The 13,169-nt window shown below is 39.1% G+C and carries 12 protein-coding genes; 10 read left to right on the forward strand and 2 right to left on the reverse strand.

The genetic code is table 11. The annotated features are described in order from the left end of the window. Positions 1–166 precede the first annotated feature (166 nt). From GLP24_RS17740 to GLP24_RS17770, 7 genes are all read left to right on the forward strand, one after another. Positions 167–673 (forward strand): YfbU family protein, encoded by a 507-nt coding sequence (locus tag GLP24_RS17740; RefSeq protein WP_101769297.1) that lies wholly within the window; start codon positions 167–169, stop codon positions 671–673. A 272-nt stretch (positions 674–945) separates the two neighbouring features. Further along, entirely contained in the window at positions 946–3,330 is a 2,385-nt protein-coding gene (locus GLP24_RS17745; RefSeq protein WP_232616340.1) for an ATP-binding protein, read from the forward strand. Next, positions 3,320–4,594 (forward strand): sigma-54-dependent transcriptional regulator, encoded by a 1,275-nt coding sequence (locus tag GLP24_RS17750; protein WP_101769295.1) that lies wholly within the window; start codon positions 3,320–3,322, stop codon positions 4,592–4,594. The genes GLP24_RS17745 and GLP24_RS17750 overlap by 11 nt, the downstream gene beginning before the upstream one ends. A 122-nt stretch (positions 4,595–4,716) precedes the next feature. After that, positions 4,717–5,547 (forward strand): 23S rRNA (guanine(745)-N(1))-methyltransferase, encoded by an 831-nt coding sequence (rlmA, locus tag GLP24_RS17755; protein WP_232577930.1) that lies wholly within the window; start codon positions 4,717–4,719, stop codon positions 5,545–5,547. Between the two features lie 93 nt (positions 5,548–5,640). Beyond that, on the forward strand, positions 5,641–5,811 hold the full coding sequence (locus tag GLP24_RS17760) for a hypothetical protein (RefSeq protein ID WP_232616341.1): 171 nt from the start codon (positions 5,641–5,643) through the stop codon (positions 5,809–5,811). A 248-nt stretch (positions 5,812–6,059) separates the two neighbouring features. Beyond that, positions 6,060–6,212, forward strand: a complete 153-nt coding sequence (locus tag GLP24_RS17765) for a hypothetical protein (RefSeq protein ID WP_167388555.1) — start codon at positions 6,060–6,062, stop codon at positions 6,210–6,212. A gap of 249 nt (positions 6,213–6,461) precedes the next feature. Next, positions 6,462–6,770: a DUF6172 family protein gene (locus tag GLP24_RS17770; RefSeq protein WP_101769293.1), complete on the forward strand. Its 309-nt coding sequence runs from the start codon at positions 6,462–6,464 to the stop codon at positions 6,768–6,770. A gap of 124 nt (positions 6,771–6,894) precedes the next feature. Here GLP24_RS17770 and yfbV read toward each other — a convergent pair whose 3' ends face one another. Further along, positions 6,895–7,344, reverse strand: coding sequence for a terminus macrodomain insulation protein YfbV (gene yfbV, locus GLP24_RS17775; protein WP_101769292.1), 450 nt, complete (start codon positions 7,342–7,344; stop codon positions 6,895–6,897). Between the two features lie 336 nt (positions 7,345–7,680). On the opposite strand from yfbV, the gene GLP24_RS17780 reads away from it, so the two are divergent. Together GLP24_RS17780 and pta are read left to right on the forward strand one after the other, a co-directional pair. Next, the gene (locus tag GLP24_RS17780) at positions 7,681–8,877 is read left to right on the forward strand and encodes an acetate kinase (RefSeq protein ID WP_101769291.1); all 1,197 of its coding nucleotides are present in this window, start codon (positions 7,681–7,683) and stop codon (positions 8,875–8,877) included. 154 nt (positions 8,878–9,031) lie between these two features. After that, a complete protein-coding gene (pta, locus tag GLP24_RS17785) occupies positions 9,032–11,179 on the forward strand; it encodes a phosphate acetyltransferase (protein WP_101769290.1) in 2,148 nt (715 codons plus the stop codon). A 210-nt stretch (positions 11,180–11,389) separates the two neighbouring features. On the opposite strand, the gene yfcE is transcribed toward pta, so the two are convergent. Continuing rightward, positions 11,390–11,938 (reverse strand): phosphodiesterase, encoded by a 549-nt coding sequence (gene yfcE, locus GLP24_RS17790; RefSeq protein ID WP_232616342.1) that lies wholly within the window; start codon positions 11,936–11,938, stop codon positions 11,390–11,392. Positions 11,939–12,153: 215 nt separating this feature from the next. Here yfcE and GLP24_RS17795 point away from each other — a divergent pair, with 215 nt between their 5' ends. Next, a complete protein-coding gene (locus GLP24_RS17795; RefSeq protein WP_232616343.1) occupies positions 12,154–13,056 on the forward strand; it encodes a TIGR01777 family oxidoreductase in 903 nt (300 codons plus the stop codon). The last annotated feature ends 113 nt before the right edge of the window (positions 13,057–13,169 follow it).

The following is a 13,169-nucleotide window of genomic DNA, read 5'->3' on the forward strand; positions in this document are numbered from 1 at the left end:
GATAACATTCGTTAACAAAAAATAATCCTATTCGCGGTGTCAGATCATTTTATTTTATACTCAACCTGCTAATCTCACGCTCATAATAAATATTCCTTGTACTCACTACAGCAATACAATCAAAGCTGAGCGAGCACAATCTATAAAAAATTTGAGGCTTACAACTATGGAAATGACTCACGCTCAACGTCTAATTCTATCTAATCAATATTACATCATGGCAAAAATCGCACCTGAAAATGCTGAAAAATATCACCGCCTACAAATGATTATTGAACGCGGCTATTGCTTACAGATGCGTGAACTTAGCAAAGATTTTGGCGAAGTTTCAGAAGATGAATGTAAACAAGTTCTTGAAATAATGGAGATGTACCACGCACTTCAAGAATCTTTTAATTTAGAAGATTGCCGTTGCGATGGCGCAAAAGACATTGACCAACGTCGACTACAATTTTTAGGTTTTGATGTAATAACTGAAGCTAAGTTAGTTAATTACGTACGTTTCCTTACTCATGATGAAGGTTTATATCCACAGTTCCCTACCACTGAACATCAATTTAATAGTCATGTTCCAATGCTTGATAAGTATCTACGCATGCTAACTATTTGGCGCGGATGCCCACGCCATTACCATTTATCATGCAGTGAGATCCAACAGATTATTACAGCATAGCTTTATACCAACGCCATAAAACGGAGTGAATAAACTCGGTTTTATGGTGTTATTCTTAAGCATTATCGTATAAAAAAACTGAAACGTGACACCTTAATGACGATAACATCACCACTCAATTCTAATAACAGCATTGGTTTTGTTATAAAAACCATTAGTGATCATTTCAACCACTGACGTATAATCATTGCACTTCTTCGCTATAAATTAGTTACCTAATTAAGGTCAAATTTATTAGCAATATGCCATTATTAATGGGATACATAATAATAATGATTCGCTGTGTAAAGAATAATACTATCGGTAATCGTCTGACCTCAGCCATTATATTAATGGCATTCTTAACTATTAGTGTCAGTGTTATTGCCGCATTAACATGGCAACAGCTGAGTCAACAAATAGGCACGATAACCAATGATAATATGCCAACATTACGTTCTAGTTATCGTTTAGAACGCAGTACTGCCGAGTTACAAGCAGCGTTAACAGCATTAGATCTGAATACTAATCCGTTAAAGCATAAAACGATTAAAAAAAATATCGTTTCTATTTTAAAAGCTATTCGACAATCAATAGATAATATTTCAAGTTTATATTACTACCCAAAAATAAAATCAGGTCAGCAGCTATTAATAGCAAATATTGATAGTTATATCGCCTTATTACAGCAAAGAAATACACTACGCTTTTCATTAAAACAAACAGAAAATACGATTAAATGGTTACATCAAGATTTGATTGATGAATTACAACCATTACGTCTAGAAATTGAATGGCAAATGATGCAGTTGCTAAATACCCCTCAACAATTACAGCTAAAACATGATACTAATATCAAAAATATTATGGCTGAATTTTCAGTTATTCAAACAATTACTGTTAATGTGAATGAATTACACCAACTTATTGAAGATAGTATTCTTCATCGTCAACAGAATGATATCAATACTTCCTTTGACGCTATTGCAAAAAAAATATTACAACTCAATAAAATCAGTAAACAATTAAATAACTATCCATCAACCATTACTTATCGTCAATTACAGCAAGAATTTACTCAATTAGTAACCCCTAATGGTCACCTTCAAAAATTATTAATCCAAGATAATATAAACAATATAAAAATAACTCAGACCCAACGCAATATTCGTAATCAATTAACTCAACAAGAAAATATAATCCAAACTCTTGTTGGTCATGCAGATAATGCGTTAGCTAAATTGAATGGTAAGACTAGACGTTCGATTTGGATCGGTAATTTAATTTTATTTGGCGTAGTTTTTATTACCATTATTCTTAGTGTTATTTTATCGATTTATTTAGTTGGTCGAGGTATCGTAAAACGTCTAAATCTACTGGGTCAAGATTTACAAGCCATTGCCAGTGGCAACCTTAATGCCAATATTCAAACCACAGGTGTTGATGAGATTGGTATTTTAGGCGATAACCTGCGTTATTTTTGTCAACAAATGCAAGAAATTCAAAATTCTAATGCCCTAAATTTGATCAATAATACTCAAGCCAGCATTATTACTTGCGATCTCAACGGTGCTGTTGAATCGGTTAATCCACAAGCTCTAAAACAATTAAATTTCTGTAATGTCACTAAAAAACATCAAGTCTGGAATCTGTTTAATAGTTCAACCCTTACTACATTACAGCACTTGTTTACCGCTAATGGTCCATTAATGACCAATGGGGCTTATAACATGACGGTAAAATTAGTCGCCAAAAACGGTCATGGTTTATATTTACGGTTAGATTTTCGTACCTTTACGCAAGGTAATGATGACAAAGTAATTATAACAATGACGGATATTACCGAACAAGAGAATACCACTCGTTGGTTAGAAAGTACGGTTGCAGAGAAAACGCAATCACTCACCATTCGAAACCAACAACTACGAGACGAAATCGAAGATCGAAAACGCATTGAAGGCGATTTGATCGAAACTCAAGATGAATTAATTCAAGCGGCAAAAATGGCAGTTGTGGGCCAAACGATGACATCACTTGCGCATGAACTTAATCAACCACTATCTGCGATTTCAACGCGAATATTTAGTGCAAAACTTGCACTTGATCATAAAAAATACGAAAATCTACCCACAAATCTGACAAAAATAGACGATCTTGTTACTCGAATGAGTAAACTGATCATAAATTTTAGAAACTTTGCAAAAAAACAATCAGCAACCAAACCATTAAGCAAAGTTGATATTCAAGATTCAATCAAACAAGCGCTAATATTGGTCGAAAGTCGCGCCAAAGTACAAAAAACAACAATGGTGAATACGATTGACTACCCTCTTTATGCGCTTGCTGATCAAGTTCAACTAGAGCAAATTTTAATTAATTTATTGGTTAATAGCTGTGATGCAGTTGCTAATTGCAAACAACGTGAAATAACAATTATTCAACTAAATAGTCCATCGAATAAAATTCGGTTAGCGGTATATGACAGCGGTGATGGTTTTGACGCCGCAATCATTAACAAATTATTCATTCCCTTTACCACCACCAAAGATGTTGGATTAGGCCTTGGGTTAAGTATTTGTGGTTCAATTATGACGCGACTAAAAGGTGAAATCTTCCTTGCTTCAAACTTAACAGGTGGCGCAATGGTCGTACTGGAGTTAAATAAATATGATAAGTGATGATATTGAAGTATTGATTGTGGATGACGATCATGATGTTGTCGAAGCCTATCAAGAACTACTTGAAATAGCTGGATTTAAAGCACAAACAATAACAGATTCAACCTTAGTGTTAGGGATGCTAAAGCGTAATTGGCCTGGTGTTATTGTTTCTGATATGTACATGCCCGGCTTAGATGGTATGGAATTATTGGCTAAAATTCAGCAGTATGATCATGAGTTACCCGTCATTATTATTACGGGTCATGGTGATATCCCAATGGCGGTTGGCGCTTTAAAAAAAGGGGCGGTCGACTTTTTACAAAAACCCTTACAGCCTAAAGAATTAATTACGCTGCTTGAAAAATATTTACCTCAGCGTCGCCAAATTATTGAACAACGTAACACCTTACATACGACAACAGCAGAAGTATTATTAGGGGAAAGCCCACTAATTATTAAAATTCGTGAGCAGTTAAAAACCATCGCATTAACAACCAAAGATGTGTTAATTGAAGGTGAAAACGGTACAGGTCGCCATACAGTTGCAAAATTACTTCATCAAAATAGCCCATTAAGTAATGGTCCTTTTGTTGAAATCAATGCTGCAAATATTACCCGTACGCCGGATTTACAACGCAGCATGATTTCAGCGCGTAGTGGCTGTTTATGTTTATGTAATCCCCACCATATGCCAATTGAAACTCAACAATGGTTGTGTCGTTTCTTACTTGAGCAAGAACGCCAAGGGAAAAAAGAAGTCCGCGTTATTGCTTTATTTGATGGTGATCCGACTGAATCTGTTGAAACTGAGCAGTTTTTACCTGAGTTGTTCTATTTTTTAAGTCAAGTACGATTTAATCTACCCACATTGCGTCAACGTAGTAGTGATATCACATTGATATTTAAGCACTACATTAAGCAAAGTTGTAAAAAATTAAATAAAACAATTCCTGCGATTGATAAAGCTTACCTTGCGATTTTAAATCGTTATGAATGGCCAGGAAATGTATTAGAACTTAAAAATGTTGCTGAATTATACGCAATAGGGATTGTAAAACTTGCAGGTCAAGAACGATCTAAACCGTTAGATCAAATGAGTAGTCCACTGGATGATCTGGTTGATGGCTATGAAAAACAAGTCATTGAAGATGCGTTATACCTATTTTCAGGCCGTATCAATGAAGTGTCATCATACTTACAAATACCCCGTAAAAAACTGTATTTGAGAATGAAAAAACACGGTCTGGATAAAGCTGAATATAAAGTACGCACAACAAATTAACCATACATAACCCAACAAGTCTTCAGTAATGAGGGCTTGGTTTTTTATCCTCAAAATCTGTTAGCGACAACCGCTAATAACCATTACACTCTACGGCTGTTTTTCAGCTTTGGTCTATATACATGTCTTATCAATGCCCTTTATGTCACCTGCCACTTACTATGGACGCTAACAGCGCATCATCAACATCCTATCGCTGTAGTAATAATCATCAGTTTGATCAGGCCAAAGAAGGCTATGTAAACCTGATGCCTGTACATCATAAAAGCTCGAAAAACCCTGGCGATAATAAAGAAATGATGCAAGCTCGACGCTTATTTCTTAACACTGACCATTACCAACCCCTACGTGATGCGGTTATGGCACAGTTACGCCAACATTTACCACAAGATGCCACTGAGCTACTTGATATAGGTTGTGGTGAAGGGTATTACACCTCTGAGTTTGTACAACTCCGTCAACAATTTTCAGACATCACCATCCACGGCTTAGACATTTCAAAAGTTGCAGTTAAATATGCAGCCAAACGCTACCATGATTGTGATTTCTGTGTTGCCTCTAGCCACCGTTTACCGTTTGCTGATCACTTTTTTGATGGTGTAGTCCGTATTTATGCGCCCTGTAAAGATGAAGAATTGCATCGCTCGATAAAAAGCGGAGGGATTTTAGTCACAGCAACACCTGCACCGCGTCATTTATATCAGTTAAAAGAATTAATTTATGACGGTGTTAACTTACATGATGTGCCTGTAGAGAACATTGAAGGGTTTGAGTTAGTTATAGATCAACAACTGCACTATGACATGACACTAAGTGGTGAAGAGGCAACAGCATTAATGCAAATGACGCCTTTTGCATGGAAAACCTCTGAGCAAGTATGGCAACAACTTGCGCAAGCCCAAAATTTCGATTGTGAAGCTGATTTTTCTATTCGTGTTTATCGCCGCCAGTAAATACTACAAATGAGATTGATTATCATCGATTATTTATAATCAATCTCAATGTCTTTATTATTTACCGTTTACTCTCTTCTCGGTATAACAACAATGAATCGACTGACCTATTTGGGTCTAACCCGCTTATTGGTTAGCCGAGTCTCTCCCCCATCAGCCAATAATATCTCACTATCCACCAGCGCAGCAGTAATCACTACGACTAACACCGCAACAATCTACTACAACAGCAATCTAGCACAGCAACAACGACCAGTACTGTAACGATCATGTATGATTACGCTATTAAGTCCTCAAATGAACAACTTTCTGTTACTCAATGAGATCACGCTTTAAAACAAGCCGATATTATTCTCATCAATGAATAGCATAACCATCAAGATGCGACCACTAATGCACAAAAAATAAAATGAGGGCGGCAATGAAGGTAATGAAGGTAATGAAGGTAATGAAGGTAATGAAGGTAATGAAGGTAATGAAGGTAATGAGGCAACGAAATAATGATTTGAAATATGACTAAAATGGGTACAGCAGAAAAACAACAACCGCTAGATAGAGAAGAACCCCATCGGCGGCCAAGCAGTTGGGGTTCTAAGAGAGATAACAGCTATATCCCTAGGTTGCTTAATAATTATACCTCAACAACCTGTTTATTGCCTGAATAATCATCTAATATTGCGTATAGAAACGTCACAATACGCTAATGGAATGACCTCACTATCATGCAATAGCATCATTTTATTGCTCGTATATAGATAAGACCGTGATGGTTAAAATTAGTTGCAAAAAACATCTCGTTCACTGAATATTTTTTTATCGCACGAATTTCAGCCTTACCCCATCGCTACCCACGACAATTTACAGTAAAATAAACACAGAGCTCTTTTCTTTGAGCCAAATTAATTAGGAAAACAATGAAAAAAACATTTGCTTTAACTCATCCCAAAAAAGCGGCTGCTCGTGTTGTAGAAACAATTAAACACGATGTAAAGAAATACATCCGTCGTGAACGTAACAAAGCATTACCTGCTGGTACTGATTTTTGGGATTTTGATTGCAAGTTTGGTCATACCGAGCAAGAAGCAAAAACTATTCACGTAAAAGAAATCAACAAGTGCATTGATGAAGCTGAAAAGCTTGAACTACCATCACTATACTTAGAAATTCTAGCGAAGCCTGCAACACGTGCACAACGTCCAGAGTTTGATTTCGACGAAGAATAATTGCTTATTAGCCATTATTTAATGTGCTATAGAACCAAACAAAAAAGAGTCGCTAATGCGACTCTTTTTTATTACAACAAATCTATTACAACAAATCTATTACAACAAAACATAACACAATTACTTAGAACCAACGATCTAATGCATGTCGATCTAATTGTTTAAATGCTCTATTTAATACCTCCGCTAATTCTTGATAGCGCGGCTGCGATTTTTTAGGCTGCATCGCATGTCCTTCACTGACAATCTTCTGATAAATTTCGCTATACCATTTCGCAAGTGATGGCGGCAACGTTGTTTGACTGCGTTTACCCAACCACCATAATCCTTGTAATGGCATTGATATCGCTAATAGCGCAATCGCAATCGCTTGAGGCATTGCATCATAATTATGAAACGCCATTTGAGTCAAAATACTGATTGCAGCAACCGCAGGCATCACCTTTGTCGCAAATTGAGTGGCTTTAATATACCGATGTTCAGGAAAAACAGCCGCTAGCTCTTTGCGCATTGGCCATGTTGTCATGTAATGCTGACCATTCTGAAAGTGTTTCCACATTGTATGTTGAGCCATAATGCACCACTCATCAAAAAAAATTATAATATTTAAAATAAATACACAACAAACTTGATTCAAATTAAAATTTTCTAAAAATCTTTTTGTTATATTGCGTAACAATCGGTTATTCTAGGCAAGCCTAAATGTAATTGTTGCCGTTAATAACCTTAACTGCAAGTTAGGCTCTGTCAAGGATGACCCAGAATTAGAGGTAACTCAATTCTATTTCTCAGGAAAGAGTGTGATTTTCACCTCTAGTAAGACGAACAATAAATCTTCGTCTATTCTAGGGGTACTTTTTTATTCAAAAATGAATATCAACTTTCAGACAGATTATAGGTAGTCACTCTCATGTCTAAGCTGGTTTTAGTTCTAAACTGCGGTAGTTCATCTCTTAAGTTCGCAATCATTGATCCAGTATCAGGTGAAGAACATCTTTCAGGTCTAGCAGAATGTCTAGGCCTTCCTGACGCTCGTATCAAGTGGAAACTTGATGGCAAGCACGAAGCTCAACTAGGTAACGGTGCTGCTCACGAAGAAGCTCTAGCTTTCATGGTTGATACTATCCTTGCTTCTAAGCCAGAACTTAAAGAGTCTCTAGGCGCTATCGGTCACCGTATCGTACACGGCGGCGAGCAGTTCTCTGCATCAGCACTAATCGACGATGTTGTTCTTCAAGGTATCGTAGATGCGTCTGATTTCGCACCTCTACACAACCCTGCACACGTTATCGGTATCGAAGCTGCTAAACACAACTTCGCTAATCTGAAAAACGTTGCTGTATTTGATACTGCTTTCCACCAGACTATGCCTGAAGAAGCATTCTTATACGCAATTCCTTACCGTCTATACAAAGAAAACGGCATCCGTCGTTACGGCGCACACGGTACTTCTCACCGTTTCATCGCTCGTGAAACAGCGATCCTTCTAGACAAGCCTCTTGATGAACTAAACATCATCAACTGTCACCTAGGTAACGGCGCATCTGTATGTGCAATCAAAGGCGGTAAATCTGTAGATATTTCTATGGGTCTAACACCTCTTGAAGGTCTAGTAATGGGCACTCGTTGTGGTGACCTTGACCCAGCAGTTATGTTCCACCTACACGATCGTCTAGGTATGAGCGTTGCTGAAATCAACACTATGTTCACTAAAGAGTCTGGCCTACTAGGTCTTACTGGTGTGACTTCTGACTGTCGTTTCGTTGAAGAAAACTACGGTACTAAAGAAGAAGCAACACGTGCAATGGACGTATTCTGTCACCGTCTAGCTAAGTATGTTGCAAGCTATGCAGCTACTATGGAAGGTCGTCTAGATGCAATCGTATTCACTGGTGGTATCGGTGAAAACTCTGCACCAATTCGTGAGATGGTTCTTAACCGTCTAGCTATCTTCGGTATCGAAGTAGATAACGAAGCAAACCTTAAAGCACGTTTCGGCGGCGAAGGTGTTATCACTACAGCAAACAGCCGCATTCCTGCAATGGTTGTTTCAACTAACGAAGAATTAGTAATCGCAGAAGATACAGCGCTTCTAGCTGAAATCTAATCTTACGATTATTAAAACGGCTGGCCTTTTAGTCAGCCGTTTTTTCATCTCATATTTTACTGTGGTGCTGCTCTATGATTATTCTACTTTAAAACATAACGTCGAATTGTTATTGAACAGTGCTGTACCGATTCAATAGTCAAAGGAATCTATAGTGTCTCGTACTATTATGCTTATCCCAGTTGGCGCTGGTGTTGGTCTAACAAGCGTTAGCCTTGGTGTACTTCGTGCAATGGAACGCAAAGGCGTTCGTGTTTCGTTCTTCAAGCCTATCGCACAGCCACGTAAAGGTGGCGATCAGCCAGATCTAACTACAACGATCATTCGTGCTAACAGCGATATGAAAATCGCTGAGTCATTCTCAATGGCAAGCGCTGAAGAACTTATTCGTAACGATCAAACTGACGTTCTTCTAGAAGACATCGTTGCTCGCTTTAAAACAGCAACAACAGACTCTGCTGTAACGCTAATCGAAGGTCTTGTTGCTACTCGTAAGCACCCTTTTGCAAATCAAATTAACTTTGAAATTGCAAAAACACTTGATGCTGAAATCGTGTTTGTTGTCTCTCCTGGTACTGACAACCCATCACAACTTAAAGAACGTATCGAAGTAGCATGTTCTAACTTCGGCGGCATTAAAAACAAGCAAATTTCTGGTGTTATCGTTAATAAACTTAACGCACCTGTTGACGCTGAAGGCCGTACTCGCCCAGATCTTTCTGAGATCTTTGACGATGTAGAAGGTACTGTTCCTTCAAACGTTGAAATCATGCAAGTATTCAACTCTAGCCCTATCCGTGTACTTGGTTGTGCACCTTGGAGCGCAGAGCTAATCGCTACACGTGCAACAGATATTGCTCAGCACCTAAATGCTGAAATTATCAATGCAGGTGATATCGAAACTCGTCGTATTAAGAGCATCACTTTCTGTGCACGCTCTATCCCTAATATGGTTGAGCACTTCCGTCCAGGTTCACTACTAGTGACTTCTGCTGACCGTCCTGACGTTATTGTTGCTGCATGTCTTGCTGCAATGAACGGCGTTGAGCTAGGTGCACTTCTATTAACTGGTGGTTACGACCTACCTAAACCTGTTATGGATCTTTGTGAGCGCGCATTCGCAACAGGTCTTCCTGTTATGACAGCACAAGGTAACACTTGGCAGACATCGCTAAATCTACAGAGCTTCACTCTAGAAGTTCCTGCTGAAGATAAAGAGCGTGTTGAGTTTGTTAACGAATACATGGCAAGCCACATCGACGGTAACTGGATTGAATCTCTAACTGAAGGTTCAAACCGTGAGCGTCGTCTAAGCCCACCAGCATTCCGTTACCAGTTAACTGAGCTTGCTCGTAAAGCGGCTAAGCGTATCGTTCTTCCTGAAGGCGATGAGCCACGTACAGTTAAAGCTGCAGCTATCTGTGCTGAACGCGGTATCGCTGAATGTGTGCTTTTAGGTAACCCTGAAGAAATTCGTCGTGTTGCTGAGCAACAAGGTGTTGTTTTAGGTGCTGGCGTAACTATCATCAACCCTGATGAAGTACGTGAGAACTACGTTGCTCGTTTAGTAGAGCTTCGTGGCGCGAAAGGCATGACTGATGTAGTTGCTCGTGAGAAGCTACAAGATTCAGTATTCCTTGGCACAATGATGCTTGAGAATAGCGAAGTTGACGGTCTAGTATCTGGTGCAGTTCACACTACAGCAAACACTATCGTTCCTCCATTCCAAATCATCAAGACTGCACCTGATGCGTCTATCGTATCATCTGTATTCTTCATGTTGCTACCTGACCAAGTATTGGTTTACGGTGACTGTGCGATCAACCCAGATCCAACAGCTGAGCAACTTGCTGAAATCGCTATCCAATCTGCTGATTCTGCAAAAGCATTTGGTATCGAACCACGCGTCGCTATGATCTCTTACTCTACTGGTACTTCTGGTAAAGGCGCAGACGTAGATAAAGTACGTGAAGCAACCAAACTTGCTCAAGAGAAACGTCCTGATCTAATCATTGACGGTCCTCTACAGTACGATGCTGCAATCATGGAAAACGTAGCGGCTTCTAAAGCGCCAAACTCTCCAGTAGCAGGTAAAGCAACTGTATTTATATTCCCTGACCTAAACACAGGTAATACAACATACAAAGCAGTACAACGTTCTGCAGATCTAGTATCTATCGGTCCAATGCTTCAGGGCATGCGTAAGCCAGTTAACGACCTTTCTCGTGGCGCACTAGTAGACGATATCGTTTACACAGTTGCACTTACTGCGATTCAGGCTGAACAGTCTAACGCTAAGTAAGTTTTAATACTTATTTAATCGGCTGATAAAACGCCCCAATACATGCCTTCAATTTTTATTGAAAAGTGTATTGGGGCGTTTTTTATTCATGCTATAAAACACAAATCGCTATCCTAGCAATATAACCACAATGTTAAGCAATAACGATAAAGCAAGCACATCATCCAATGATCAATAATGCGCTTTGTTAGTTATTTGATTACGGATATTTTAACTAAGCATCGTCTGCGCTAACACTTCACCGTCAAAACTGATCACCGCTAAAGCATTACCATCCAATAAACCATAGCTTGCAGGTAAACCATTACGTGGAATAGCCACCGAACCGGGATTAAAGGCGTAGTAATCCCCTTTATGCTCAGCAACTGGAATATGAGTATGACCCGAAACAATCACATCGCCAGTCATTAGTTGCGGATGCTTATCGGCATTATAAATATGACCATGGGTTAAAAATAACCGTCGACCATCGGCTAACATCACCACGTTATAATCTGCCATCATCGGAAAATCCAACAGCATTTGATCAACGTCACTATCACAATTACCGCGTACAGCCGTAATTCGATCCGCATACTGATTTAATAATTCAGCCACTTGGATTGGATCGTACCCTTCAGGTAGCGCATTGCGGGGACCGTGATTAAGAATATCACCTAATAAAATAAGATACTTAGCACCACTTTGTTCAAAAGCAACAATGGCTTTTTGAGCCGCAACAAAACTACCGTGAATATCTGATGCGAAAAATAATTTCATGATTAAGTTCAGCCAAAAAATCGTCAATATATGGGTTTAGTCTACGTGAGCATCAGGAAAAATACTATTATCACCATCAGGTCACGATGATATCTATCAGCATCACTTATACTGTGAACATAGCACTGATTAATAATATTCATCTCAGCACCAACTTGCTTCCACTACCCGTTAATTTAAGCTGGTACATCAATAACCACGAGGGAATAACCAATATGAAGATCTTAGTGACAGGCGCAACCGGACTCATTGGCAAGGCACTACTCCCTCATCTCAATCATGATGAGATCACCGTGATTAGCCGTGATCCTGCCCGCGCTTATCAGCTACTCGGTCATCATATTAATGCGCTTGATTCCCTCGAATCATTACCCAACCTTGATCAATTTGATACGGTAATTAACCTTGCTGGTGAGCCCATTATCGGTAAACGTTGGAGTGAGCAACAAAAACATATCATTGAAGACAGCCGTTGGAATATTACCCAACAACTGGTTGATAAAATTAAAGCCAGTGACACCCCTCCGCAGACGTTTATTAGTGGCTCGGCCGTTGGCATCTACGGTAATCAACATGATAAAACCATTGATGAAAGCTTTACTATTGAGCCTAATAATACTGATTTTTCACAGCAAGTTTGCTCACGCTGGGAACAAATCGCGTTGGAAGCACAATCTGATCAAACACGTGTATGCCTGTTAAGAACGGGGATTGTAATTGCAAAACAAGGCGGCGCATTGGCGAAAATGTTACTGCCTTATCAATTCGGCGTTGGTGGCCCTATTGGCGATGGTCAGCAATATTTCCCGTGGATCCAACTGCAAGATATGGTGCGAGGGATTTTATTTTTACTTAATAATAGTGATACTCAAGGTCCGTATAATATGACCGCCCCCAACCCGATTACTAATCGCGCTTTCAGTGCCGCCCTTGCCAGTACATTGCATCGACCACATTTATTATTTACCCCTGCTTGGGTATTAAAATGTGCCCTTGGGGAATCGTCACAACTATTATTAGACGGTCAACGCGCATTGCCGAACAAGTTACAGGCAGCAGGGTTTAACTTTAGCTTCCCTTGTATTGAGCAGGCGTTAAAGCAGACGTTGTGTGACTGATTAAGTATGTTAGCGCAATAAAAGCAGGGTTGAGTAACAGCCCTGTCGAATAATAATCCTGTAATAAATTCATCAGATATTAGACCTAAATATCTTGCTATAATTATCCCCAC

The sequence above is a fragment of the Photobacterium carnosum genome, assembly GCF_021236965.1.
GTDB lineage: Bacteria > Pseudomonadota > Gammaproteobacteria > Enterobacterales > Vibrionaceae > Photobacterium > Photobacterium carnosum.